Genomic DNA, 25,673 nt, shown 5'->3' on the forward strand with positions numbered 1-25,673 from the left:
GCGATGTATTGGATCATTCTGGTGTTGGGTGTGGGCCTGTGGTGGGCTGCGCATCTGTTCAAACGTGTCACGCCCGCGCGGCGCGCCGCGATGGGTGACGCGGGCAAGGGCGCTGTGGCGGCGGCCATCGGGGTCGGCATTGTGCTGATGATCATTGGCTATCGCGGGACCGACTTTATTCCCGTCTGGAACCCGCCCGCCTTTATGGTCCACATCAACAACACGTTGATGTTGATCGCGCTTTACATGCTCAGCCCTGCGCCCAAGCGGGGCAAGCTGCTGGCGGGGATGCGGCATCCGATGCTGACGGGTTTTGGCATCTGGACGGTGGCGCATTTGCTGGTCAACGGCGATCTGGCGTCGATCATCATGTTCGGCGGGTTGCTGATCTGGGCGATCCTGACTTTGCGCATCGTGAACGCGGCCGAACCTGTATGGGAACGCGGCACCGGCGGCAGCTATGCGAAAGATGCAATGTTTCTGGTGGCGTCCGTTGTTCTGATGGGTGTGATCGGGATGATCCACAACTGGCTGGGTGTCTGGCCATTTCCGGGGTAATTTTATGAAACTGTATCGTTTTCTGTCCGAAGAGGACACGTCCGCCTTTTGCCATAAGGTCACAGAGGCACTCAGCAAGGGGTGGGAGCTTTATGGCACACCGACCCAGACATGGGACCATGCAGCAGGCGTCATGCGCTGCGGTCAGGCCGTCACCAAAGAGGTGGATGTCGACTATTCCCCCGACCTGAAACTGGGGGCGCAATAGGGATGAGCAAAACTTCGGCGGGGCGTTTTTTTGAGGATTATAGCGTCGGTGACGTGCTGACCCACGCGGTGCCGCGCACGGTTGGCGCGGGGGAGCGGGCGCTTTATCACGCGCTTTATCCGGCGCGGCATGCGCTCTATTCCTCGGATGAGTTTGCCAAGGGCTGTGGGCTCGCTGCCTCGCCGATGGATGACATGATCGCCTTTCACACTGTATTCGGAAAGACCGTGCCCGATGTGTCGCTGAACGCGGTTGCGAACCTTGGCTATGCGCAGGGGCGATGGCTGGCCCCTGTCTGGGCCGGCGATACCCTGACGGCGCGGTCCGAGGTGATCGGCGTCAAGCAGAACTCGAACGGGAAAACCGGCGTGGTCTGGGTGCGTACAACCGGCACGAACCAACACGGCGAGCCCGTTCTGGAATATGTCCGCTGGGTGATGGTGCGCAAACGGGACGATGCAGCCCCTGCGCCGCAGACTGTGGTGCCGGAGCTATCATCAGTCGTTGCACCGGAAGACCTCGTTGTGCCCGAGGGTCTGAATTTCGAAAGCTACGACTTCGCATTGGCGGGGGAACCGCATCGCTTGCGCGACTACATGGTGGGCGAAAAAATCGACCATGTGGACGGTGTGACTGTCGAAGAGGCCGAGCATATGATGGCCACGCGCCTGTGGCAGAACACGGCCAAAGTGCATTTCGACACCTCCGCGCGCGCTGACGGAACGCGCCTTATCTATGGCGGACATGTGATTTCCATGGCGCGCGCGCTGTCCTTCAACGGGCTGGCCAATGCGCAGTTGGTTGTAGGGCTGAACGCGGGCGCGCATGCCAATCCGTGTTTGTCGGGCGATACCATCCGCGCATGGAGCGAGGTTCTGGATATCGCCGAAACCTCAGCCCCCGGTGTTGGCGCGATCCGGCTGCGGCTGGTGGCGACCAAGGGCGGCGCGCCGTTCGAGTTGCGCGGAGCAGATGGGAAATATCTGCCGGATGTATTGCTGGATCTGGATTACTGGGCGCTGATGCCGCTGTAATGCGCGCCGGCAAATAAGCTGTGAAGGGGGTGCGGCGATGGTGATGGCAGCGGTTCTGCTGGATGGCGTAGTTGCCTTGGCGCTGCTGGCCATGGCTGCGCGGTATGCGTTCGGACCCGTGCCACTCGACTATCACGCGGCGATTTTTAAGGCCGAGGGGTTGGTTCTAACACTGGCCACGCGCCTTGTATTGCGGGCCTTCTACCTTGGACTTGCGGGCGGCTTCCTCGGGCTTGCAATCACAACGGCGGTTCTGGCCGTTGGGCCTGTCTCAGATGGCGCCGTTTGGGCGCAGGTGCTGATTACTGCCGTAGGTTTGTGCATGGCGGTCCCGCTCGGCGGTGCGGCGCGGCGGGTCGAGGTGGTAACCGGCGTTGCCATCCCGTGGCGTCTGGCACTGGTACTCGGTGCCGTACTGGTTCTTGCGCTGGTGTTGGTTGTGGCGGGGTAGCGTGGGCGAATGCGGTGCGTGGTTTGACGGTATCGCTGCGGCAAATACCGTTAACAACTTCGAACTGGGTCGGCTTTGTGATCACACACATTTACACTGTGATCACGACGTCGAAAAAACCCTGCTCTGCGCCAATAAACCGCGCTTGCTTTGCGCTCGCAGCGCGTGACTCTCTTGTAGAATACGCTATCACTACGCACAGGAACAAAAAGGACGCATCATGGCCGACGTCAATCGGGGCAACCGCCCGCTTTCGCCCCACCTGTCTATCTATCGCCCGCAATTGACGTCGATGACGTCGATCCTGACGCGGATCACGGGCAACGCTTTGTTGATCTCATCGCTTCTGGTGGTGTGGTGGTTGCTGGCCGCTTCGACTTCCGAAGCTGCCTTTGCCGTCGCTGACGGTGTGCTGACCAGCTTTTTCGGTGATCTGGTCATGACCTTGTCGCTACTTGGTCTTTGGTATCACTCGCTGGCAGGTGTGCGGCACCTGATCTGGGACAACGGCATCGGCCTTGATATCGACACAGCCGAAAAGATGGGCTGGGGCATTCTGGTCGGCTCAGTCGTGCTGACCATCATCACCGTGATCATCGTCTGAGGGAGGCCGATATGCAATTTCTTACCGACCGCAAACGCGCCACCGGCCTTGGTTCCGCGAACTCCGGCACCGAACATTTCTGGGCGATGAAAGTCAGCTCGGTCGCGCTGCTGATCCTTGTGCCGCTGTTCGTCTTCACCTTTGGGCCGATGCTGGGTGAATCCTATGACGAAGTGACCGCCTATTTCGCGCGTCCCTTCCCTGCCATCGTGGCCGCGCTGACCATTGCGGTGACGTTCAAACACTTCAAGGACGGTGTGCAGGTTCTGATCGAGGACTACGTGCACGGAACAATGCAGAAGGTGCTGATCATCCTGATGATCTGCCTGAGCTATGCCGCCGCCGCGACGGGCATCTTCGCCATCGCCCGACTGGCGCTTTGAATTTAGACGGGCGCGCGTGTCACACGGCGCTTTGAGATAGGAGGCCGCGAAATGGCTGCATATGAGTACGAGACACATGAATACGATGTGGTTGTTGTGGGTGCCGGCGGGGCCGGGCTGCGCGCCACATTGGGCATGGCGGAACAGGGGTTGCGCACCGCTTGTGTGACCAAGGTGTTCCCGACCCGCAGCCACACGGTTGCCGCCCAAGGCGGGATCGCCGCGTCGCTGTCCAACATGGGCCCCGACAACTGGCAGTGGCATATGTATGACACGGTCAAGGGCTCCGACTGGCTGGGTGACACGGATGCGATGGAATACCTTGCCCGTGAAGCGCCCAAAGCGGTTTACGAGCTTGAGCATTACGGCGTGCCGTTCTCGCGTACCGAAGAGGGCAAGATCTACCAGCGCCCCTTTGGCGGTCACACCACCGAATTCGGTGAAGGCCCCCCCGTGCAGCGGACCTGCGCCGCGGCGGACCGGACAGGCCACGCGATCCTGCACACGCTGTATGGTCAAAGCCTGAAGAACAACGCGGAATTCTACATCGAATATTTCGCCATTGACCTGATCATGTCCGAAGACGGTGTGTGTCAGGGCGTTTTGTGCTGGAAGCTGGACGACGGCACCATGCACCTGTTCAGCGCCAAGATGGTCGTGCTGGCCACGGGTGGTTACGGGCGCGCCTATTTCTCGGCCACATCGGCGCACACTTGTACCGGTGACGGTGGTGGTATGACAGCACGCGCGGGCCTGCCTTTGCAGGATATGGAATTCGTGCAATTCCACCCGACCGGCATTTACGGTGCAGGTTGCCTGATCACCGAAGGCGCGCGGGGCGAGGGCGGGTACCTCACCAATTCCGAGGGCGAGCGGTTCATGGAGCGCTATGCGCCGACCTACAAGGATCTGGCCAGCCGCGACGTTGTCAGCCGCTGCATGACCATGGAAATCCGCGAAGGGCGCGGTGTGGGCGAGCAGGGGGACCACATCCACCTGCACCTCAACCACCTGCCCAAGGAAACGCTGGATCTGCGCCTGCCCGGCATCAGTGAATCGGCCCGCATCTTTGCCGGTGTCGACCTGACCAAGGAACCGATTCCGGTCCTGCCAACCGTGCACTACAACATGGGCGGCATTCCGACGAACTACTGGGGCGAAGTGCTCGCCCCCACCAAGGACAATCCTGACAACATCTCGCCGGGTCTGATGGCTGTGGGTGAGGCGGGGTGTGCTTCGGTACACGGCGCCAACCGTCTGGGGTCGAACTCTCTGATCGACCTTGTGGTGTTTGGCCGCGCTGCCGCCATCCGCGCCAAGGAAGTTGTGGATCCGAACGCGCCCGTGCCGACGCCGAACCAACGCTCGGTCGAGGCCGCGTTCAGCCGCTTTGACGGGCTGCGCTATGCCAAGGGCCACGTCCCAACCGCCGAGTTGCGCCTTGAGATGCAGAAAACGATGCAGCAGGACGCTGCTGTGTTCCGCACCGACAAGACGCTGGCCGAGGGTGAGGAAAAGATGAAAGACGTCGCTGCCAAGCAGGCTGACCTCAAAGTCACCGATACCTCGCTGGTCTGGAACTCGGACCTGATGGAGACGCTGGAACTGACCAACCTGATGCCCAACGCTGTGGCGACGATCACCGCCGCTGCCGCCCGCAAGGAAAGCCGTGGCGCTCACGCGCACGAGGACTATCCCGATCGCGACGACGAGAACTGGCGCAAGCACAGCCTTGTCTGGTTCAAGGGCAACGAGGCATCGCTTGGCTTCCGCGGGGTGCATATGCAACCGCTGACCAGCCACAATGACGGCGGGATCGACCTGAAGAAGATCGCGCCAAAAGCACGGGTGTACTAAACCCTTTATGGCACAGGCGGTGCGTTCCCATCCCTCTTTGGCATTGGCCCCTGGCCATGTCCTGCGCGTCTACGGGATGCGCAGGTCGGGAAACCACGCCCTGATCAACTGGATGATGCGCAACGCAGCAGGGGGCAATGGACTGTTCCTCAACAACTGTCGCCCCGCCGGTGATCCGTTCCGCTCTGCCGCCAATATCTCGGTGTTTCAGGGCGGTGCGGAACTGCCCTGTGCCAACGGGCAGGAAAAGCTGCGGGCGGCGGGTGACGCGCCGTTCACCATCGTCAGCTACGAAGATGCAATGCCCCCTGTTGCCCGCGACCCGCTTTATGATGCGCCTGAACAGTGCATCATCATCTATCGCAGTTTCCTGCAATGGTCCGCATCCTTGCTGCGCAAGATCCAAGGCAATGACGGATACGGCCCGCTGGAACGGATGCGCGTGATGATGCAAGCGCTGCGCACCTATGGCGAGATGCTGGACCGCGTGCGCGCGCCGGACGTGATCCCGCTGTGCTATGACGATTGGGCCAATGACGAGGCGTACCGCGCCGAAGCGTTGGACCGTATCAAACTGCCTGGACGCGATCTGGGCCTTGGCGAGGTGCAGCGTTACGGCGGCGGGTCGTCCTTTCAGGGGCGCGCCGCATCGGCCAGCGATCTGGCGGTGGCCAAGCGCAGCACGCAAATGGCGGATGACCTTGAATATCAATTGCTGATCTGGACAGCGGCGCGTGACATCGACTTCATGCTCAAGCTGGCCGAGGTGTTCCCCCAAGATGCCGAACGGCTTTCCCAACTGCTGGAAACAGCGAACGCACAGGTGACACTCACATGAAACGCGCAATGATACTGGCAGCGCTGCTTGCGCTTGGTGCCTGCGACGAAACCACCAAAGCCGTGGACGAGGCCGCTCGCCGCAGTGCCAAGGTCGCCGTGACCGAGGCTATCGCCACCCGCATCCCCGGCGTGCCGAAACAACTCATTACTCCGTTCACCGACTGTGTGATCGACAACTCTTCGGCCAATGAAATCGGCCAGTTCGCCAAGGCCGCCGTGCTTGGTGTAACAGACGAAACAGCTACGCTCGTAAGGACCGTGATCGAACGGCCCGAAACCCAAAACTGTGTTCTAAGGGCCGGCGCCGCCGCCCTTGCGCTGTGATAGGAGAACCCGAATGGTCCAACTGACGCTCCCCAAGAACTCCCGCATCCAGACGGGGAAAACGTGGCCCAAGCCCGAGGGCGCGACGAATGTGCGCAAGTTCAGCATCTATCGCTGGAACCCCGATGACGGCAAAAATCCGCAGGTGGACACGTATTTCGTCGACATGGATACGTGTGGCCCGATGATTCTGGACGCGCTGATCAAGATCAAGAACGAGATCGACCCGACGCTGACCTTCCGCCGTTCCTGCCGCGAGGGGATTTGCGGGTCTTGCGCGATGAACATTGACGGCATCAACACCTTGGCCTGCATCTACGGCATGGACGAGGTGAAGGGTGATGTGAAAATCTACCCCTTGCCGCACATGCCTGTGGTCAAGGATCTGATCCCCGATCTGACCCATTTTTATGCGCAGCATGCGTCGATCATGCCATGGCTGGAAACCAAGACAAACCGCCCCGCCAAGGAATGGCGCCAGTCCATCGAAGACCGTAAAAAGCTGGACGGTCTTTATGAATGCGTGATGTGCGCATCCTGCTCGACCGCGTGCCCGTCCTACTGGTGGAACGGCGACCGCTACCTCGGGCCAGCAGCGTTGCTGCACGCCTACCGCTGGATCATCGACTCGCGGGACGAGGCGACGGGCGAACGTCTGGACGACCTGAACGACCCGTTCAAACTCTACCGCTGCCACACGATTATGAACTGCGCCAAAACATGCCCGAAGGGTCTGAACCCTGCCGAGGCGATTGCGAACATCAAAAAGATGATGGTTGAACGCACCGTCTGATCGCGCGGGTGCAATGACAAAAAGGCTCCGCGTCGGCGGGGCCTTTTTTCGTTTTTCGGAAAGGATGGTCCTGCCAGCGCTCAGATGCGTCGCTGGCAGAAGACACAGCGGCTTGGATCAGCAGCCGCGTTCTTTCGCCAAGGCTTCCACGGCCGACTTCTGCGATGGTTCCGCATCCGGGTTCATCGACAACCGCGTGGCGTAGCCGCACCATGGGCCGGGATTGTCCGCTTCGTACAAGGGAATGGCAGGGGGCTCGGGTTTGGGTTCGGGTGGTGCCTCGGGTGCCATACATGCGGCCAAGCCGCCCATCATCAAAACCGAAATTACCAAACGCATATAGTGCCCTCCAAATTCTAGCAGTGGTAGGGTCGCAGGCTGGCGGCGAATTGCAAGTCCAAGTTTCGCTTCCAAGCTGTCTGATGAGAACCTGACGAGGCACGTGCCCGAAAGCGGCGCATTGGCCGCATCATTTGGTCTTGCCTGCCCCTGCACAAAGGCGTCGAATGGCGGGCAAAAGATCAAAGGTTCCAATCATGCCTGCCAGCCCCCCAGACGCCCACGCCCGCCGCGCGATCAAACCCGTGATCTGCTATCCGAATGACACGCTGCCCGTGCCGGACATGGCGCGCTATCACGCCCTGCGCGATGGTATGACCAAAACGGACGAAGTAATTGCCCCACCGCGGGAGGCCGCCTGTTTCAACGTGCCTGCTGGCCATGCATTTCGCATCTCCTCGGTTGAGGGGCCTCAGGTGGGTGACCTCAACCTCTGGAACGCGCACGACCTGAGCGAACGGTTCTATTCCGGCAAAACCCGCGCCCTGCACGGCACCCACATCACGACCGGTCAGCGGATGTGGAGCAGTTTTCCAAACCTGCGCCCGATGGCCACGATCATCCATGACACCCTGGATTGGTACGGCATCGACCAATATGGCGGTTCGGTCCATGACGTGATCGGCACCCGCTGCGATCCCTACACGGGCAACTTGCTGCAAGGTGGCCACTACCACTACTGCTGCCATTCCAACCTGATCCGCGCTTTGGCCGATCACACCGGCATGACACGGGCCGAGGCCGAACCTTTCGTGCATGATGTACTGAACGTGTTCATGTGCACAGGGTTTACCCGCGATACCGGCCAGTATTTCATGAAGGCCAGCCCCGTTCGTCCGGGGGATCATATCGACTTCTTCGCGGAGATTGATCTGCTCGGCGCGCTCAGCGCCTGCCCGGGTGGGGATTGTAGTGCGCAACATTCTTCGGACGCTGCCGCCTGCTACCCGCTCAAGATCGAAGTGTTCGCACCAGCCAAAGGGGCGCTGGACGGATGGGAAAGCCCCGCCAGAAACGGATATGACGGCACCCACGGCGCCTAGGCATACCCATCATTGTTCCCAAAATATGCCCGCCGGAGGCTTCTGCCCTAACAGCCGGCACAAGGGCAGGCATGGCGCACAACACGCCATGCCAATATGTCTCAACTCAGGAAAATGCCGCTTCCAGCGCAATCTCGACCATGTCACCAAAGGTGCGCTCGCGGTCCTCGCTGGGCAATGCCTCACCGGTCTGCAAATGGTCGCTGACCGTTAGGATGGCAAGAGCGCGCCGGCCATAGCGGGCGGCAAGGGTGTAGAGCTCGGCCGCTTCCATCTCGACCCCCAGAATGCCGTGCCGCACCATCTGCTCGTCCAGATCGGGGCGCTCGGCATAGAAGACGTCGGACGAATAGATGCCGCCGACATGGGTGTTTGTCCCTTTGGCACCTGCCGCCGTCACGGCCGCAGATAGCAGTCCGTAATCAGCGCAGGGTGCATAATTCACCTCGCGGAAAATGCCGGAAGAGGGCGATGTGATTGTGCTGGCAGTCATGGCGATGATGACATCGCGCACTGCCACGTGGGACTGCATCCCGCCGCAGGATCCGATGCGGATCAATGTCTTGGCGTCGTAATCCTTGATCAACTCGTTGGCGTAGATCGACAGGGACGGCATGCCCATGCCCGACCCTTGGATTGTCACGCGGTTGCCGCGCCATGTGCCGGTAAAGCCAAGCATGCCGCGCACTTCGTTGACCAGCTCTGCGCCGTCAAGAAACGTCTCTGCCGCCCACTTGGCGCGGTATGGATCACCGGGCATCAGCACGGTTTCGGCAATTTGTCCTGATTTGGCGCCTATATGTACAGTCATGGGGACTCCGTTCCGAAAAAATGTCGGCCCATGCTATGACAAAGACAGGTCTGATACGAGGGCAGTCGCAGCCGCCCCCGTATAAATTTTGCAAGCTCAGATCAGCAGATCGTCTGCATCCTTGCCGCTTTCGATGGCTTGTTTGTACCAGTTTGGCTGACGCCCTTTTCCGGTCCATGTCTGGGTCGGATTTTCGGGGTTCATGTATTTCGGCTCGGCTGTTGCGCCTTTTGCCGTGCTGCGACCGGCGCTTTTGGATGTCAGTTCATCCAGCGAAAACCCGTAAGACGCTGCCGCTTTCTGCGCCGCTTCAAGCGCCTCTTTTCTTTCACGCTTGCGCAAGGCGACAATCGCTTTGTCGATATCTGCGCGCAAAGTTTCCAGTTCTTCGCGGTTCATCTCGTCGAGGTTAACTGCCATGTGATACTCCAATATGGTTCCCACCCAACCTAGTTCCTAATTTTGCCACGTAATTCAATGCCTGCATTCGTCTAAATTGTGTCAACGGCGGAGGATTGCCCGAATAACGCGAGTGCCTCTCTTTCAAGTGGAAAACCTGCCCGTACGGGTGGCATTCTGATCCGAATGTCGGGCGCGTGATGCAGATAGTTAAAACGCCTGAACGCCAATCGCTCTGTGATCGGGGCAATTGGCGCATCTTTGTATCAATGGATTCGCAACGTTTATTGGTCGGTTTATTGCGCGGCCACTGCGTTTGGGTCGGCAAGGGTCACGATATCGGCCATTATCGTGTTCAATTCGAAATCCTTGGGCGTATAGACGTGTGCCACCCCCATTGCGCGCAACCGCGTTGCGTCGTCCTCTGGGATAATGCCACCTACAATCACCGGAATATCGCTTAGCCCTTCACTGTGCATGCGGCGCATCACCTCTTCGACCAGTGGAATGTGACTGCCTGAAAGAATGGACAGCCCCACCACATGAGCGGATTCATCTTGAGCGGCGCGCACGATTTCTTCGGGCGTGAGACGAATGCCTTCATAAGCGATGTCCATGCCGCAATCGCGGGCGCGCACGGCAATCTGTTCCGCGCCATTTGAGTGCCCGTCAAGGCCCGGTTTGCCCACGAGGAACTTCAAGCGCCGTCCCAGCCGAGCAGAAACGACATCGACAGCCGCGCGCAAGTCGTCCAGCCCCTCGGTCGCGTTGGACTGCGCAGGCGAAACCCCTGTGGGGCCACGATATTCACCATGCACGGCGCGCATCTGCGCGGCCCATTCGCCGGTGGTTACCCCTGCGCGGGCGCAGGCGATCGAGGCGGGCATGATATTCTCGCCCTCTGCGGCGGCGCGGTTCAGGGCGGCAAGGGCTGCTGCTACTTCGGCATCGTCACGCTCGGCCCGCCACAAGTTCAGACGGTCGATCTGGTCCTGCTCAACGGCGGGGTCCACAACCATAATCCCGCCGTCCGAGGTCATCAGGGGCGAGGGTTCGCCCGCTTCGTATTTGTTCACCCCGACCACGATCGTCTCACCGCGTTCGATCCGCGCCAGCCGGTCTGCATTCGACGTGACCAATTGCGCTTTCATATAGTCGATGGCTGTAATCGCACCGCCCATGGCATCCAATTGCGCCAATTCGTGACGGGCGCTTTCTTTCAGCGCGGCGACTTTTGCATCCACCGCCGGATTGCCGTCAAAGAGGTCGTCGAATTCCAAAAGGTCGGTTTCGAAGGCCATGATCTGCTGCATCCGCATCGACCATTGTTGGTCCCATGGACGGGGCAGGCCAAGTGCTTCGTTCCACGCGGGCAATTGCACAGCGCGGGCGCGCGCCTTTTTCGACAGGGTCACAGCAAGCATTTCAATCAGAATGCGGTACACGTTGTTTTCAGGCTGCTGTTCCGTCAGCCCCAGCGAATTGACCTGCACCCCATAGCGGAAGCGGCGGTATTTCGGGTCCGTCACGCCATAGCGTGTTTCGCAAATCTCGTCCCAAAGATCGACGAAAGCGCGCATTTTGCACATCTCGGTCACGAAACGGATGCCAGCATTCACAAAGAAGGAAATGCGCCCCACCACGGCTGGAAAGTCCTTTGGATCAATGCGGGGTTTTAATGCGTCCAGAACCGCAGTGGCGGTGGCCAAGGCAAATGCCAGTTCCTGTTCCGGCGTCGCGCCCGCCTCTTGCAAATGATAGGAACACACGTTCATCGGGTTCCATTTCGGAATGTGGGAATAGCAATATTCGGCCACATCCGCGATCATTTTCAGGCTCGGCGCAGGCGGGCAGATATAGGTGCCGCGACTTAGATATTCCTTGATCAGGTCATTCTGCACCGTGCCTTGCAGGGCCGAAACGTCAGCGCCTTGTTCTTGGGCCACTGCGATATACAGCGACAGCAACCAAGGGGCCGTGGCGTTAATCGTCATCGAGGTGTTCATCTGTTCCAGCGGGATATCGGCAAACAACGCGCGCATATCGCCAAGGTGGGACACGGGCACGCCGACCTTGCCCACTTCGCCACGGGCTAGGACATGATCGCTGTCATATCCGGTCTGGGTGGGCAGGTCGAAGGCGACGGACAATCCGGTCTGACCCTTTGCCAGATTGTCACGATACAGCGCATTCGACGCCGAAGCGGTCGAGTGTCCGGCATAGGTGCGGATCAGCCACGGGCGGTCTTTTTGGGTCATCGGTCCCTCGTGATGGCGATAGTAATAAAGTTACGTTTTAGTCGATGTACAGGTAACTTTATGGCTTTGTCAATTCGCCGCAGCGCAGCGTCATCCCCTAACTGGCGACGCAGACAGGCGTGACCATACGGGGCACGCGCAGTTTACCGTTTACCGCGTGGCGCGCGTTTGCGAGTGTCAGTTGCAATGACAAGCACCGTGGAACTTCCTCTCTGGCTTTTTGCGCTGATCGTGCTGTTCGCGACGATCACGTTCGCATCGCATTTCCTGTTCCCCTCGGTGCGGTGGTTCTTCAGGCGCAGGCTGGAACGGGCGGTCAAGCGTTTGAACAAGCGCCTTTCGGTGCCGATTGAGCCGTTCAAGCTGGCCCGCCGTCACGACATGATCCAGCGGCTGATCTATGACCCCGAGGTGACAGAGGCCATTGTCGAACATGCCCGTAAAAAGGACGTGCCCGAAAACGTCGCTTTCCAGCAGGCCCGTCGGTATGCCCGCGAGATCGTGCCAAGCTTTTCCGCCTTTGCCTATTTCGGCTTTGGCACGCGGGCGGCGCGTTGGCTGGCCTGTTCTTTGTATAACGTGCGGACCGGCGCGCTGAACGATGATCACCTGTCGCAAATTCCGGCCGAAAGCACAGTCGTTTTTGTGATGAACCACCGCAGCAACATGGATTACGTGTTGGTGACCTATCTGGCAGCGCGCGCCTCGGCGCTCAGCTACGCGGTGGGGGAATGGGCGCGGGTCTGGCCGCTGTCGCGGTTGATCAAGTCCATGGGGGCATATTTCATCCGGCGCAAATCCCGCGGGCAACTCTATCGCCGTGTGCTGGCGCGCTATGTGCAACTGGCAACCGAAGGGGGCGTTACGCAGGCGATTTTCCCCGAGGGCGGTCTGTCGCTGGATGGTCGGCTTGCGCCGCCCAAGCTTGGACTTCTTGCCTATGTGGTCGAGGCGTATCAACGCAGCGGACGGGACGTGGCCTTTGTTCCGGTGGCGATTTCCTATGACCGCGTGCTGGAGGATCGTGTGCTGACGGCGGCGCATGTGTCGGGCACGCGGCGCTTTTCGGCCAAGATGTCCGTGGTGGCGGGGTTCATCCTGCGCAAGTTCTGGCAGCGTGTGCGCGGGCGCACGGTGACATTTGGCGAGGCAGCGGTCGTCTTTGGCGCGCCGCTGACTCTCAGTGAATTTGGCAAGAAGCCCGCGCTTGACGTTCTGGCCCGTCGCTTGATGGAGGAGATCGGGACCGAGATGCCGGTAATGGCCGGACCGATTGCGGCGCAGGCATTGCTGTCGACAGACGTGCCGGTGTCTACGCAGTCCCTTACCGACCAGTTGCACAGCGCCCGCGCTGACAAGGTGGCACTGGACGGATCGGACCTGAGTGCCGCGATGGCGCATGTGCTGGGCCAGATGGCCGCGCGGGGTCTGATTATCGACACCCCCGACGGCTGGACCCCGCAAGAGGCGGGCAGGCCGCTGTTGCAGTTCTATGCGAACGCAATGACCCGATATGATGACGCAACGTCGGAAGACCCCTCTGAATAACTGAAACGGCCCTCGGGCAACGCATGTGGCGCGCAGAATCCCTGTGCGGGCTGGCCTGTGCGCCGCCAAATGTTCGTCAATCATGCTGCAATAGCAAAGTCATAAAATTACAAAAATCCACATCAGGGGATTGTTTTCTTTCGTGCGCCCTCATATTCAGACGGAAGAACGCGGCGATTCTGCGCTGCGGCACATTCTGATGGAGGCATATATGGCACTCGACACCGGCATTGCGTCCTACGACGCACCTGAAAAGGATCTCTATGAGATGGGGGAAATCCCACCCATGGGGTACGTTCCCAAACAGATGTATGCGTGGGCTATCCGCCGTGAACGTCACGGCAACCCTGACACTGCGATGCAGTTGGAAGTGGTGGATGTGCCGGTGCTCGACAGTAACGAGGTGCTGGTCCTCGTGATGGCAGCGGGTGTGAACTATAACGGCGTCTGGGCCTCGCTCGGGACTCCGATCAGCCCCTTTGACGGCCATGGCAAGCCGTTCCACATCGCCGGTTCCGACGCATCAGGCATCGTGTGGGCCGTTGGCGACAAGGTGAAACGCTGGAAAGTGGGCGACGAGGTGGTCATCCACTGCAATCAGGACGATGGCGACGATGAAGAGTGCAACGGCGGCGATCCGATGTATTCGCCCAGCCAGCGCATCTGGGGCTATGAAACCCCCGACGGATCGTTTGCACAGTTCACCAATGTGCAGGCGCAACAGTTGATGCCACGCCCCAAGCACCTGACATGGGAAGAAAGCGCGTGCTACACCCTGACGCTGGCAACCGCCTACCGGATGTTGTTCGGCCATGAACCCCATGACCTGAAACCCGGTCAGAACGTTCTGGTGTGGGGCGCGTCGGGCGGTTTGGGGTCCTATGCGATCCAGTTGATCAACACGGCGGGCGCGAATGCAATCGGTGTAATCTCGGATGAGACCAAGCGCGATTTCGTCATGGACCTTGGTGCCAAGGGGGTCATCAACCGCAAGGATTTTGACTGCTGGGGGCAGTTACCCACGGTTGGCACACCCGAATATGATACATGGTTCAAAGAGGCCCGCAAGTTCGGCAAGGCAATCTGGGACATCACCGGCAAAGGCAACAATGTCGACATGGTCTTTGAACACCCGGGCGAGGCGACATTCCCTGTATCGACCTTTGTGTGCAAAAAGGGCGGCATGGTCGTGATCTGCGCGGGGACGACCGGCTACAACCTGACCTTCGATGTCCGTTATATGTGGATGCACCAGAAGCGCTTGCAAGGCAGCCACTTTGCCCACCTGAAGCAGGCAAGTGCCGCGAACAATCTGATGGTCGAACGCCGTCTTGATCCATGCATGTCCGAAGTATTCGCATGGGACGACTTGCGCGCGGCGCATATGAAGATGCTCGCCAATGCGCACAAGCCCGGCAATATGAGCGTGCTGGTTCAGGCCCCCAAGACCGGTTTGCGCACGCTTGAGGATGCAATCGCTGCCCGCCGATAGGGACGCATCGGCCTACGAATGATTTCAGAACGCCCGCGAATCACTTGATTGGTTCGCGGGCGTTTTCCGTTTCGACGCGGTTTGTTGTTCTTCAACAGGTTAGAAATCCGCGCCTCACCATTTTGGGGGAGGGGAAATACGTGAATTTCGTGGCTAAGTTGCACATGCTATAGTTGTGTTAATGTATCGTTAACCACTTAGAAGCGAGTCTGAGCATGAGAAGTGACTGGATACTGGACGTTCTAACGGACCTCAAGACGTTTGCCCGCGCCAATGACATGCCCATACTGGCAGAACAGTTGGATGATGCGTCAATCGTCGCGATGGCCGAGATCGCCGCGATGAAGGATGACCCAAATGCTCAGCGCCATGGCGGCGAAGCGAACGCCGGAAACTATTTTGGAGGAGCTGGAAAAGGCTGAGGGCCTTGCCGCCCTTCAGGCGGCGACCGAAGCCTTTCGCGACCACTTTCGCATCAGTCACGTCGTCTATCATTGGGTCGACTCGGCGGGCGACCAATATGGCTGTGGCACCTATTCGGATACATGGCGGCAACGTTACCTTGACCAGAATTACCTGCGCGTCGATCCGGTCATCATCGGATGTTTCCAGCGGTTTCACCCCGTAGACTGGAAGCGGCTGGACTGGTCGGGCAAGAATGCGCGCCAGTTTCAGGCGGAGGCGATAGAACACGGTGTTGGCAATCAGGGGTTCTCGGTTCCGATCCGCGGGCCGAACGGGCAGTTCGCCTTGTTCACAGTCAGCCACACCTGCGACGACGACGCATGGGAGGCGTTTACCGAAACACACCGGCGCGACCTGATCCTGATCGCCCACGTCTTTAATCAAAAGGCGCTCGACCTCGAACCCGACCGCACACCGGAACAATCCCAATCGCTCAGCCCGCGCGAGATTGATGCGATGACCCTGCTGGCCATGGGCTATAGCCGTGCGCAGGTGGCCGACACGCTGGCGATTTCCGAGCATACACTGCGCGTCTATATCGAAAGCGCGCGCTTCAAACTGGGGGCGATCAACACCACCCATGCCGTGGCCCGCGCCCTGAGTCGCGGTCTGATCGTGGTGTAAGCAGGGCCGTTGCGCGCAGGCCGCATCAGACGGTCGCGGCCATGAACAGACGTTAACGCACGCAGCACTAGTACTTTCGTCACACCCGCCGAGGTCTGACAAGGAGTACCCGAATGCTGCGTTATCTTTATGCCCGCGATCTGAAGGATCACCCCAAACTTGCCCGCACCATGTTTCTTGACCGCGCCGACCAGTTCAAGACGCGCCTTGGCTGGGATGTCAGTATCGACGCCCAAGGATATGAGCGGGACGAATATGACGATCTGAACCCGCTTTATGTGATCTGGGAAGAACCCGATGGCAGCCATGGCGGATCGATGCGGTTCCTGCCAACCACGGGACGCACGATGGTAAACGAACATTTCGGCCACGTGACTTCGGGCGATATCTCCAGCCCCGAAATTTGGGAATGCACGCGGTTCTGCCTGACCCGTGGTGCAGGCAGCCATGTGGCGGCGGCGCTGATGCTGGGCGGGGGCGAGATCATGCAGAACTTTGGCATCGCGCATTTTGTCGGTGTGTTTGATGCACGCATGGTGCGAATTTACCGGATGATCGGTTCCTCTCCCGAAGTGTTGGGGTGCACTGGCGAAGGGCGCGATCAGATCAAGGTTGGCCTCTGGCACTTCGACCCCGCAGCAGCCGCAAAGGTCGCGCAGCGCGCAGGCGTCCCGATGGCCCGTTCGCGCCAGTGGTTCGCCCAAGCCTTTGGCGGTCAACCCGCGCACCAGTTTGCACAAAGCGCCTGAGCCGGATCGTGACGCAGCATTCTGCCGTCCAAACATGCATAGATCAGGCCCCGCACGCCTGATCCCACTGGTCCGTGGCGCGCCCCGACTGTAGGGTCGCGCCATGATCACATCCCTTGCCCTTTCCGACGATCAAGCGACCGCCTTTGACGCCGTAACCGACATGTTGCGCAGCGCAGGCATCGACCTTGACGATACCATCCTCACGCCGCCGAAATCCTCGGCCACATCGGTGATGGCCATCACGGGTAAGGCCGGATCGGGCAAGACGCTGTTGCTCGCCGAACTGTACAAAGCGCTCGAAGCGGCAGGGGTCGAGATCGTGTCGGGCGACTACGAATCCCGCAAAAAGCGCGACAAGCGCACACTCGCCATCCTTGCCCCCACCAATAAGGCGGCCAGCGTTTTGCGCTTTCGCGGGGTGCCAGCGACGACGATCCACCGCATTCTCTACACGCCGGTCTATGATCCCGAATACGAACGCATCGCTGAATGGCTGGCGGGCAATGGCGACCGCCCTGAAGTCGACGGGCTGACGGAACTGGCGCTGGACCGTGCCTATGCGTTCTATCAGGGCAACAAATCCATCCCCGGCGCGCTTGCCGCTGCGGGCTTGCGCGGGTCGGATTTCATCACCGGCTGGAAACGGCGCGAGGAACCGCTCGACATCGGTTTTGTCGATGAATCCTCGATGCTGGACGACAAACAGTTCAATGACCTTAAGGAAATCTTTCCCACATTGCTGTTGTTCGGCGATCCCGCGCAGTTGGCACCGGTCAACCAGTCCGGCACAATGGTCTTTGAAAAACTGCCAGCCCCGCGCGTGCTGCACCTGAACCGGATCCACCGTCAGGCGGAGGGCAACCCGATCCTTGATCTCGCCCACGCACTGGCCGACCCCGAGGTCGATTTCTACCGTTTTGAAAAGATGGTGGAAGAGGCCGCCGCCCGCGATGACCGTGTGGTATGGGGTCAGAGGGTCGAAGTGGACCTGATGGCGCGCAGCCCCGTTCTGGTCTGGCGCAACGCCACCCGCATTCGCCTGATCAACGCCTTCCGCAGCGTGCATGGCGCGCCCGAAGACGCGCTCTTGGAAGGGGAGCCGCTGATTTGCGATGGCCTCGAACTGCCCCTTAAACACCGCAAGAAACGCCTCGACCTCGAAGCGCGCGGGCTGATCAAAGGTGCGCAGGTCATCTACCTTGGCGAGGGGCGCAAACCGGGTTTCTCGCGCTTGCACGTGATGGGCGCCGAAGACCCGCAAGTCTCTGCCGCCTCCATCGTGAAGATCGAAAAACCGGACGAGGAAGAACCTTTTATCCCCTTCGCCGCCCGCATGGGCGCCACATTCCTGCACGGCGCGGCGGTGACGATTCATAAGGCGCAAGGCAGCCAGTGGGACACGGTTCAAGTCTTCGCCCCCGACCTTTACGGCGCGGCGCGTATGGGCCGGTCAGAGGCTGGCCAACCCTTGTGGAAGCGCCTCGCCTACGTGGCGATCACCCGCGCGCAAGAGCGGCTGATCTGGGTCACACGCAACCGTCTGGCCAAACCGACCGGCCCCCTGACCGTTGAGGATCTGCGCAGCACCCCCGCCGCCCCCCTGACCCTCGACGCCCCCTCAGAAGACATCTAGCCAAGACCGCTGGCAAAACGCCCCGCCGTCCAACTTCTCTGTTCCAAAAAATCCCGGGGAGTCCGAGGGGCTGGCCCCTCGGTCCTGTCCGCGCAAAAGTCCCTAGTTACGCAACAGGGAGAACGCGGCAGACGCGCCCCAGCCCGCCATGATGGCAATGGCCAGCGACATCAAACCGTATAGAAACGGCTGCTCGCGGCTCAGGGTAAACAGCCACCGTTCCAAGCCGACCTTGCGCACGTCGATGGTGGTCTCGTAATTCGAAATTACATGGCCGTCGCGGGTCAGGAAGATGCGCGTCACATAGGCCCCTTCGGTCAGCGCGGCGGGCAGTTCGATGCGCCCGCGAAACAGGGTTTGTTCGTCCACCACCACGTGGTTTTCCTGCAGCTGATACAGGTTGGAGTTTGACCGGATGCGGATCAGCGCCTCGGTAAAGCGGCTGGAATCCTCGATCGACATGGGCGCCCCGACAGATCGGATCGCGCGCGGGACGGACACCTGATAGCGCAAGTCCTCGGTATCGCGCAGCACATCGCCGAGCTTGCCGCTGGTGGCGACTGCATAGAAACTTGGTGCGCGGTCGACCTCGACCGCTTCGGTGTTCACCCAGATGCCGACGCGCTTGTCCTTGCGGCGCACGGTGACAGGCACGGAAGGGCCAGCGACCGTGACGATCACCTCCAGCTCCGGCCCTTCGGGCACAGGCGTGTCGCGTTTGACTGCACCGAAGACAAGGATTTCCGAACCGTCAAAGCTGGTCGTGATGGCGATTTCGTTCTGGCTTAACCCCAGTACGACCGTTTCGGCCGAGGCGGGTAGGGCGAGCAACAGCAGGGCAAGAAGGAACCGCATCAGTGGCCCCCCGCCGCGCCGATGGAATACAGCTCGCTCGGCATCACCAGCAGGTCAAAGGCCAGCTTGCCACAGACGGCCAGCACCATCAGCGCCAGCAGGATGCGTAGCTGCTCGGCTTTCATCTTGACGCCAATACGGGTGCCAATTTGCGCGCCGATCACCCCGCCAACCAGCAGCAGCACCGCCAGCACGACATCCACGGTGTAGTTCGTTGTGGCGTGCAGCATCGTGGTGAACGCGGTGACAAAGATGATCTGGAACAGGGATGTTCCCACCACCACCTTGGTCGGCATCCCCAGCAGATAGATCATCGCGGGGACCATGATAAAGCCACCTCCGACACCCATGATCGCCGCCAGCACACCGACTGCCAGTCCGACGATCAGGGGCGGAATGACCGAGATATAAAGGCCGGACACACGGAACCGCATCTTGAAGGGCAGCTTGTGAATCCAGTTATGCTTTCTGCGGGTAGGGACGGCACCGCGGGCAGTTTTGCGGATCGCATTCAGCGACTCCACAAACATCAGCCCGCCGATGATGCCAAGGAACAGCACATAACACAGCTTGACCAGCAGATCGACCTGACCAAGCGCCTTGAGGTAGTTGAACAGCACCACGCCCAGAGCCGCGCCGATCAACCCGCCGATCAACAGGACAAACCCCATCCTGAGGTCCACCGTCTTTCGCTTGAGATGCGCCAGTACGCCGGAAAAGGACGAGGCCACGATCTGGTTGGCTTCGGTCGCGACGGCCACAGCGGGGGGAATGCCGATAAAGAACAGCAGCGGCGTCATTAGGAACCCGCCGCCCACGCCAAACATGCCCGAAAGAATGCCCACCAATCCGCCCAGCCCTAAAAGAAGAAAGGCGTTAACCGATACCTCGGCGATGGGCAGGTAAATTTGCATAGTTTCTGTTTGCCGCTCCGCACGGGTTAAATCAAGATGTCACGCTGCTTTGCAGCACAAACAAATACAATGGGTGCTGCGCGATCCTTGGTCCGCGCAGCACGATCTTGGTGCGCCTCTAACGCTCTTTCACATAGGGTTCGCCGCCTGCGCGGGGCGGAATGGCCTTGCCCACGAAACCGGCAAGGATGACGACCGTCAGGATATAGGGCAGCGCGTCCAGCAACTGCACCTGAACCTTAAAGCCCAAGGCCCCTTCGATAATGTCGGGACGCAGGGCGATGGCCTGAAGATAGCCGAACAGAAGCGTTGCCCACAGCGCGTGCCATGGCCGCCACTTGGCAAAGATCAGTGCCGCCAGCGCGATAAACCCGCGACCTGCGGTCATGTCCTTGACGAAGCCCGCCTGAAGACCGGTGGCGAGGTAAGCCCCCGCGATGCCGCACAGAACGCCACAGATCGCCACAGCGGCAAAGCGCAGGCCAACCACCGACACACCCGCCGTGTCCACCGCCGCAGGGTTTTCACCCACCGCGCGCAGGCGCAGGCCGAAACGGGTGCGGAACAGGACATACCAAGTGCCAGGCACGCACAGCAGTGCGACGTAAACAAGGATCGAGTGGCCCGAGATCAGCTCGGCATAGATCGGGCCGAGGACGGGCACGCTTGCCAGTGCATCGGCAAAGGGCAGGGTGATCGGGTCGAACCGCCCGCCCGCGAGCAGCGACGGCGTGCGTCCGCCCTGTTCAAACCAGTCCTGCGCGATCAGCACTGTCATGCCTGCGGCAAGGAAGTTGATCGCAACGCCGGAAATCAGCTGGTTGCCGCGAAAGGTGATCGAGGCGACGCCGTGCACCGCAGACAGCACCAAAGAGGCACCGATTCCAGCGGCAAGGCCGATCCACACCGATCCGGTAATCGACGCAAGAGCTGCGGAAAAGAACGCGGCTGCAAGCATCTTGCCCTCAAGGCCGATGTCGAAAATCCCGCCGCGTTCCGAAAACAGCCCCGCAAGGCAGGCCAGCAACAAGGGCGTCGCCAGACGCACCGTTGTGTCCAGAACGGTCAGGTCGAACAAAGCAAGGAAGTTCATGATGCATCCCCCCGTCGCAGCGCCAGAAAGATCCGTTCCAACGGCATCCGCACCATATTGTCGAGCGCGCCGGTGAACAGGATCACCAGCGCCTGAATGACCACGATCAACTCACGCGGGATCGACGTCCATAGGGCAAGCTCGGCACCGCCCTGATAGAGGAACCCGAACAGGATCGCGGCAAGGAACACGCCCACAGGATGCGACCGGCCCATCAGGGCCACGGCGATCCCGATGAAACCCGCGCCTTCGACCGCGTTCAGGACCAGACGCTCGGCCTCGCCCATGACGTTGTTGATGGCCATCATACCAGCCAGCCCGCCCGAGATCAGCATCGCGATCATCGTGATTTTTACCGCTCCGATCCCCGCATAGGCGGCGGCGCGGTGCGATTTGCCATAAGACCGGATTTCCAGCCCCAGAGGCGTGCGCCAGATCAGCAGCCAGACCAACACACAAGCAGCCATCGCGATCAGCAGCGAAACGTTCGCAGGGGCCGCTTTGGAAAAGGAGATGCCCAGCGGGGCCAGCAGATCATGCAGCGATGGCAGGTGCACCGCCTCGGGAAAGCGCGCGGTGGCAGGGTCCATGCTGCGCGGTGGGCGCAGGATGTTGACCAGCATATAGTTCAGCACCGCCGCTGCGATGAAGTTGAACATGATGGTGGTGATCACGATGTGGCTGCCGCGTTTGGCTTGCAGATAGGCAGGGATCGCCGCCCAAGCAGCCCCGAACAGGGCCGAGGCGACAACGGCGCCCAGCACCGCCAGCGTCCAGTGCGGCCACGGGATGAACAGGCACACAAGGGCCACGCCCAAACCGCCCAGCATCGCCTGACCTTCGCCACCGATGTTGAACAGGCCCGCATGGAATGCCACGGCCACGGCCAGACCGGTGAACATGAAATTCGTCGCGTAGTAGAGCGTATAGCCCCAGCCATAGGTGGAGCCGAGCGCGCCCGTCACCATCAATTTGACGGCGGCGACGGGGTCTTCTCCGATGGCAAGGATGACAAGCGCCGACAGGATCGCGGCAAGCAGAAGCGAGATCAGCGGGACCAGAACCACCTCTGCCCATCTGGGCATTACATCCATGTTACTTATCCCCTGTCGCAAAGCCCGCAAAAGCAGGCTGTCCGGTCGCAACCGATTCCAGAATGCGGACATAGGGCGGACGCCAGTTGCTGACATCTACGCCCTGCGCGCCGCCTGTGTGATAGACCCAAAGCCCCGCAACGAAACAGCGGTGCGCGTCCTGCGGCTGTGCCTCGGTCGCGTCGTGCACGATCAGCAGGATATCCGCATCCGCAAAGCTGTGTCGCGAAATATCACAGCCCGCGCGCATGGTTTCGAGTTGCTCGACCGATTGCACGAGTGCAGGCGGCAGGGCATTGCGCAGCTTTTCCGAGGCAGCGCCGTCTTCGACCATGCCCGTGCCCGAATGGTATTCCACACGCGAATTGCGCCGCATCCCCGAGGTTTGCGGGGCCAGCATCGCGAATGTGGTGGCAAGGGTCGCAAGGCTCGACTGGTCGGCCTCTTGTTCGGCGCGGATTGCGATGTCGAACCGGTCGATTTCGGTCTGCGCGCCCACAGGTGCGGCAAAGGCACAGGTCAGGGCGACGAGGGCGGGAAGTATCGGCTTCATGCTGGGTCTCCGCTGACGCCGGCCATCAACAGGCCAAGCTCTTTTTCGTCGGTTTCACTGGGCAGGCGTTCGCCCATGATGCGCCCGTCAAACATCACCGCCACGCGGTCGGAAAGGCTCAGGATCTCTTCCAACTCGACCGAGACAAGCAGGATCGCCTTGCCCTGATCGCGCAGGGCGACGATCTGCTGGTGGATGAATTCGATCGCGCCGATGTCCACCCCACGGGTCGGTTGCCCGATCAGCAACAGGTCGGGGTTACGCTCGATCTCGCGGGCGAGGACGATCTTTTGCTGGTTCCCACCCGAGAAGTTCTTGGCCGCAAGCTGCGGATTGGGTGGGCGGACGTCGAAACGGTCCATCTTGGCTTGCGTTTCCGTCTTGATCGCGGCGTTGTTCGACAACACGCCGGATTGATAAGCCGGATCGCGGTGATAGCCGAAGGCGGTGTTTTCCCACGCGGCGAAATCCATGATCAGACCTTCGCGCTGGCGGTCTTCGGGTACGTGGGCAATGCCGCGCGCGCGGCGCGAACGGGCGTCCGAATACTTGCCGGTCAGGTCAATCGGCTGGCCATTCAGGGTGATGGTGCCGGTGCCATCGGCATAGCCGCCCAGCACCTCAAGAAGTTCGGACTGGCCGTTGCCAGCCACGCCCGCGATGCCGACGATCTCGCCCGCGCGCACTTGCAGATCGATGCCGCGCAGGCGTTCGACCTTTTGTTCGTCCACAACGCGCAGGTTCTTGATGTCCAGAACCACTTCGCCAGGGGTGGCGGGCACTTTGTCGACCCGCAGCAGCACTTTGCGCCCGACCATCAGTTCGGCCAGATGCTCGGGCGAGGTTTCCGAGGTTTTGACCGTCGCCGTCATCTCGCCACGGCGCATCACGCTGACCGTGTCGGTGGCTTCCATGATCTCGCGCAGCTTGTGGGTGATCAGGATGATGGTTTTGCCCTCGGCGCGCAGACGGTCCAGAATGCGGAACAGCTGGTCAGCCTCGGCAGGGGTCAGAACGCCAGTGGGCTCGTCGAGGATCAGGATATCGGCTTGCCGGTACAGCGCCTTGAGGATTTCGACCCGTTGCTGCATGCCCACGCCGATATCTTCGATCAGCGCGTCGGGGTCGACGTTCAACTCGTATTCGGCAGCAAGCTCGATCAGGGATTTGCGGGCCTTGGCGAGAGAGGGCTTGAGAAAGCCGCCATCTTCCGCACCAAGGATGATGTTTTCCAGAACGGTGAAGTTTTCCACCAGTTTGAAATGCTGGAAGACCATGCCGATACCTGCGGCAATGGCCGCTTGGCTGTCGGGAATTTCGGTCTTGTTTCCGGCAATATAAATCTCTCCGGCATCGGCTTTGTAAAAGCCGTAAAGGATCGACATCAGGGTCGATTTTCCGGCGCCGTTTTCACCGATAATGCCGTGAATCGTGCCGGGCATCACGCGGATCGAGATATCCTTGTTGGCCTGCACGGGGCCAAAGGCCTTGGAGATGCCTTTGAGTTCGATCGCGGGGGCGGTCATAATTTTTCAGTTCCCTGCTCGTCGAAAAAGCCGCGCCACAATAGCTGGGGCGCGGCCTGAGTAGTCACCAGTTTGGATCAGAAGTCCAGAACAGGGCAGCTATCGTTGTCATAGTAAGCAACAACTTCGATGTCGCCTGCGATGATTTTCTCGCGGGCTTCGTCGACGGCGGCCTGCATCTCTTCGGTCACCAGATCGGCGTTGTGTTCGTCAACGGCTACGCCGACGCCGTTTTCGGCCAGGCCAAGGATGGTGAAGCCACCGGTTTCGATGTCGGCACCGGCTGTCATCGAGTCATAGACAGCGACGTCAACGCGCTTGAGCATCGAGGTCAGAACCTTGCCAGGGTGCAGGTAGTTCTGGTTGCTGTCGACGCCGATGGACAGGATGTCCTCGTCCGCGGCTGTTTGCAGAACGCCAACACCTGTGCCGCCCGCTGCGGCATAGACCACGTCCGCGCCTTGGCTGATCTGTGCTTTGGTCAGTTCGGAGCCTTTGACGGGGTCGTTCCATGCGGCAGGTGTGGTGCCGGTCATGTTCGCGATCACGGTTGCATCAGGGTTCACCGCTTTTACGCCTTGGGCAAAGCCGCAGCCGAAGTGACGGATCAGCGGGATGTCCATGCCGCCGATGAAGCCGACTGTGCCTGTTTCCGACGCCATCGCCGCCATCATGCCCACAAGGTAGGAACCTTGGTGTTCCTGAAAGCCGATCAGTTGGACGTTGGCGGGCACTTCGGGCATCCAGCCGTCAATGTTGATAAACTTTGTGTCCGGATAGTCGCCGGCAACAACGCTGACCGGATCGGCAAAGGCGAATCCGGTGGTGATGACGGGATTCGCGCCATTCTCGGCAAAGCGGCGCAGGGCCTGCTCGCGCTGTGCTTCGGATTGCAGTTCGATTTCAAGGAACTTGCCGCCGGTTTCATCGGCCCAACGCTTGGCACCGTTAAAGGCCGCTTCGTTGAAGGATTTGTCGAATTTACCACCCAGATCGAAGATCAGGGCAGGTTCGGCCATGGCTGCACCTGCCGTCAGGGCGAATGCGGCTGTCGCGCCGAGGAATTTCTGCATGAGGGTCATGTTGTCAGGTCTCCCGAGTTTATGGTTGGGGCATCGGCAGCAGTGCCACGCGCGCCCAGGATCGCAGTGATCATGCGGGATTAGGCCGCAGGGGCGGGGTGGGGTCAACCGCTTTTTGGTTTCTGTGACCGTGGTTTCGG

The 25,673-nt window shown here is 60.3% G+C and carries 28 protein-coding genes; 17 read left to right on the forward strand and 11 right to left on the reverse strand.

The annotated features are described in order from the left end of the window. Positions 1 to 3 precede the first annotated feature (3 nt). The 10 genes from AC6GQJ_RS13930 (at position 4) to AC6GQJ_RS13975 (ending at position 7,052) form a co-directional block, all read left to right on the forward strand. The gene (locus AC6GQJ_RS13930) at positions 4 to 558 is read left to right on the forward strand and encodes an NnrU family protein (protein WP_500769258.1); all 555 of its coding nucleotides are present in this window, start codon (positions 4 to 6) and stop codon (positions 556 to 558) included. A 4-nt stretch (positions 559 to 562) separates the two neighbouring features. Further along, a complete protein-coding gene (locus AC6GQJ_RS13935) occupies positions 563 to 766 on the forward strand; it encodes a DUF1737 domain-containing protein (RefSeq protein WP_500769260.1) in 204 nt (67 codons plus the stop codon). Between the two features lie 2 nt (positions 767 to 768). After that, complete coding sequence (locus tag AC6GQJ_RS13940; protein ID WP_500769262.1) at positions 769 to 1,800, forward strand: MaoC family dehydratase; 1,032 nt, start codon at positions 769 to 771, stop codon at positions 1,798 to 1,800. 37 nt (positions 1,801 to 1,837) lie between these two features. Next, a complete protein-coding gene (locus tag AC6GQJ_RS13945; protein WP_500769264.1) occupies positions 1,838 to 2,251 on the forward strand; it encodes a hypothetical protein in 414 nt (137 codons plus the stop codon). Positions 2,252 to 2,471: 220 nt separating this feature from the next. After that, positions 2,472 to 2,855, forward strand: coding sequence for a succinate dehydrogenase, cytochrome b556 subunit (gene sdhC / locus AC6GQJ_RS13950; protein ID WP_500769266.1), 384 nt, complete (start codon positions 2,472 to 2,474; stop codon positions 2,853 to 2,855). An 11-nt stretch (positions 2,856 to 2,866) separates the two neighbouring features. Beyond that, positions 2,867 to 3,238, forward strand: a complete 372-nt coding sequence (gene sdhD / locus AC6GQJ_RS13955; RefSeq protein ID WP_500769268.1) for a succinate dehydrogenase, hydrophobic membrane anchor protein — start codon at positions 2,867 to 2,869, stop codon at positions 3,236 to 3,238. Positions 3,239 to 3,289: 51 nt separating this feature from the next. Further along, positions 3,290 to 5,095, forward strand: coding sequence for a succinate dehydrogenase flavoprotein subunit (gene sdhA / locus AC6GQJ_RS13960; RefSeq protein ID WP_500769270.1), 1,806 nt, complete (start codon positions 3,290 to 3,292; stop codon positions 5,093 to 5,095). Positions 5,096 to 5,114: 19 nt separating this feature from the next. After that, the gene (locus AC6GQJ_RS13965) at positions 5,115 to 5,933 is read left to right on the forward strand and encodes a hypothetical protein (RefSeq protein ID WP_500769272.1); all 819 of its coding nucleotides are present in this window, start codon (positions 5,115 to 5,117) and stop codon (positions 5,931 to 5,933) included. After that, the gene (locus AC6GQJ_RS13970; protein WP_500769274.1) at positions 5,930 to 6,259 is read left to right on the forward strand and encodes a hypothetical protein; all 330 of its coding nucleotides are present in this window, start codon (positions 5,930 to 5,932) and stop codon (positions 6,257 to 6,259) included. The genes AC6GQJ_RS13965 and AC6GQJ_RS13970 overlap by 4 nt, the downstream gene beginning before the upstream one ends. A gap of 13 nt (positions 6,260 to 6,272) precedes the next feature. Next, positions 6,273 to 7,052, forward strand: a complete 780-nt coding sequence (locus AC6GQJ_RS13975) for a succinate dehydrogenase iron-sulfur subunit (protein WP_500769276.1) — start codon at positions 6,273 to 6,275, stop codon at positions 7,050 to 7,052. 117 nt (positions 7,053 to 7,169) lie between these two features. On the opposite strand, the gene AC6GQJ_RS13980 is transcribed toward AC6GQJ_RS13975, so the two are convergent. Continuing rightward, complete coding sequence (locus tag AC6GQJ_RS13980; RefSeq protein ID WP_500769278.1) at positions 7,170 to 7,391, reverse strand: hypothetical protein; 222 nt, start codon at positions 7,389 to 7,391, stop codon at positions 7,170 to 7,172. A gap of 197 nt (positions 7,392 to 7,588) precedes the next feature. Between AC6GQJ_RS13980 and AC6GQJ_RS13985 the strand changes: the two genes are divergently transcribed. Beyond that, on the forward strand, positions 7,589 to 8,434 hold the full coding sequence (locus tag AC6GQJ_RS13985; RefSeq protein ID WP_500769280.1) for an urea carboxylase-associated family protein: 846 nt from the start codon (positions 7,589 to 7,591) through the stop codon (positions 8,432 to 8,434). A gap of 106 nt (positions 8,435 to 8,540) precedes the next feature. Here AC6GQJ_RS13985 and deoD read toward each other — a convergent pair whose 3' ends face one another. From deoD to AC6GQJ_RS14000, 3 genes are all read right to left on the reverse strand, one after another. After that, positions 8,541 to 9,245, reverse strand: coding sequence for a purine-nucleoside phosphorylase (gene deoD, locus AC6GQJ_RS13990; RefSeq protein WP_500769282.1), 705 nt, complete (start codon positions 9,243 to 9,245; stop codon positions 8,541 to 8,543). A gap of 96 nt (positions 9,246 to 9,341) precedes the next feature. Then, entirely contained in the window at positions 9,342 to 9,665 is a 324-nt protein-coding gene (locus AC6GQJ_RS13995; RefSeq protein ID WP_500769284.1) for an H-NS histone family protein, read from the reverse strand. 275 nt (positions 9,666 to 9,940) lie between these two features. Then, entirely contained in the window at positions 9,941 to 11,902 is a 1,962-nt protein-coding gene (locus AC6GQJ_RS14000) for a methylmalonyl-CoA mutase family protein (protein WP_500769286.1), read from the reverse strand. A 186-nt stretch (positions 11,903 to 12,088) separates the two neighbouring features. On the opposite strand from AC6GQJ_RS14000, the gene AC6GQJ_RS14005 reads away from it, so the two are divergent. The 6 genes from AC6GQJ_RS14005 to AC6GQJ_RS14030 all read left to right on the forward strand — a co-directional run bounded on the left by AC6GQJ_RS14005 (position 12,089) and on the right by AC6GQJ_RS14030 (position 18,416). Beyond that, complete coding sequence (locus AC6GQJ_RS14005) at positions 12,089 to 13,450, forward strand: 1-acyl-sn-glycerol-3-phosphate acyltransferase (RefSeq protein WP_500769288.1); 1,362 nt, start codon at positions 12,089 to 12,091, stop codon at positions 13,448 to 13,450. A 211-nt stretch (positions 13,451 to 13,661) separates the two neighbouring features. Continuing rightward, positions 13,662 to 14,942, forward strand: coding sequence for a crotonyl-CoA carboxylase/reductase (gene ccrA / locus AC6GQJ_RS14010; RefSeq protein ID WP_500769290.1), 1,281 nt, complete (start codon positions 13,662 to 13,664; stop codon positions 14,940 to 14,942). Between the two features lie 215 nt (positions 14,943 to 15,157). Then, entirely contained in the window at positions 15,158 to 15,364 is a 207-nt protein-coding gene (locus AC6GQJ_RS14015; protein ID WP_500769292.1) for a hypothetical protein, read from the forward strand. Next, a complete protein-coding gene (locus AC6GQJ_RS14020; RefSeq protein ID WP_500769294.1) occupies positions 15,312 to 16,031 on the forward strand; it encodes a helix-turn-helix transcriptional regulator in 720 nt (239 codons plus the stop codon). Before AC6GQJ_RS14015 ends, AC6GQJ_RS14020 begins: the two co-directional genes overlap by 53 nt. Positions 16,032 to 16,144: 113 nt before the next feature. Continuing rightward, positions 16,145 to 16,780, forward strand: a complete 636-nt coding sequence (locus AC6GQJ_RS14025) for an acyl-homoserine-lactone synthase (protein WP_500769297.1) — start codon at positions 16,145 to 16,147, stop codon at positions 16,778 to 16,780. 103 nt (positions 16,781 to 16,883) lie between these two features. Continuing rightward, a complete protein-coding gene (locus AC6GQJ_RS14030) occupies positions 16,884 to 18,416 on the forward strand; it encodes an ATP-dependent DNA helicase (RefSeq protein ID WP_500769299.1) in 1,533 nt (510 codons plus the stop codon). A 102-nt stretch (positions 18,417 to 18,518) separates the two neighbouring features. Here AC6GQJ_RS14030 and AC6GQJ_RS14035 read toward each other — a convergent pair whose 3' ends face one another. The 7 genes from AC6GQJ_RS14035 to AC6GQJ_RS14065 all read right to left on the reverse strand — a co-directional run bounded on the left by AC6GQJ_RS14035 (position 18,519) and on the right by AC6GQJ_RS14065 (position 25,533). Then, a complete protein-coding gene (locus AC6GQJ_RS14035) occupies positions 18,519 to 19,271 on the reverse strand; it encodes a TIGR02186 family protein (protein ID WP_500769301.1) in 753 nt (250 codons plus the stop codon). Beyond that, positions 19,271 to 20,185, reverse strand: a complete 915-nt coding sequence (locus tag AC6GQJ_RS14040) for a sulfite exporter TauE/SafE family protein (protein ID WP_500769303.1) — start codon at positions 20,183 to 20,185, stop codon at positions 19,271 to 19,273. The genes AC6GQJ_RS14035 and AC6GQJ_RS14040 overlap by 1 nt, the downstream gene beginning before the upstream one ends. A 118-nt stretch (positions 20,186 to 20,303) precedes the next feature. After that, positions 20,304 to 21,278, reverse strand: a complete 975-nt coding sequence (locus AC6GQJ_RS14045) for an ABC transporter permease (protein WP_500769305.1) — start codon at positions 21,276 to 21,278, stop codon at positions 20,304 to 20,306. Then, the gene (locus AC6GQJ_RS14050) at positions 21,275 to 22,372 is read right to left on the reverse strand and encodes an ABC transporter permease (protein ID WP_500769307.1); all 1,098 of its coding nucleotides are present in this window, start codon (positions 22,370 to 22,372) and stop codon (positions 21,275 to 21,277) included. The genes AC6GQJ_RS14045 and AC6GQJ_RS14050 overlap by 4 nt, the downstream gene beginning before the upstream one ends. 1 nt (position 22,373) lies before the next feature. Continuing rightward, on the reverse strand, positions 22,374 to 22,925 hold the full coding sequence (locus AC6GQJ_RS14055) for a hypothetical protein (protein ID WP_500769309.1): 552 nt from the start codon (positions 22,923 to 22,925) through the stop codon (positions 22,374 to 22,376). After that, positions 22,922 to 24,451 (reverse strand): ABC transporter ATP-binding protein, encoded by a 1,530-nt coding sequence (locus tag AC6GQJ_RS14060; RefSeq protein ID WP_500769311.1) that lies wholly within the window; start codon positions 24,449 to 24,451, stop codon positions 22,922 to 22,924. Before AC6GQJ_RS14060 ends, AC6GQJ_RS14055 begins: the two co-directional genes overlap by 4 nt. A gap of 77 nt (positions 24,452 to 24,528) precedes the next feature. Continuing rightward, positions 24,529 to 25,533, reverse strand: coding sequence for a BMP family lipoprotein (locus AC6GQJ_RS14065; RefSeq protein WP_500769313.1), 1,005 nt, complete (start codon positions 25,531 to 25,533; stop codon positions 24,529 to 24,531). Positions 25,534 to 25,673 lie beyond the last annotated feature (140 nt).

The sequence above is a fragment of the Tateyamaria sp. 7Alg 36 genome (assembly GCF_059882455.1).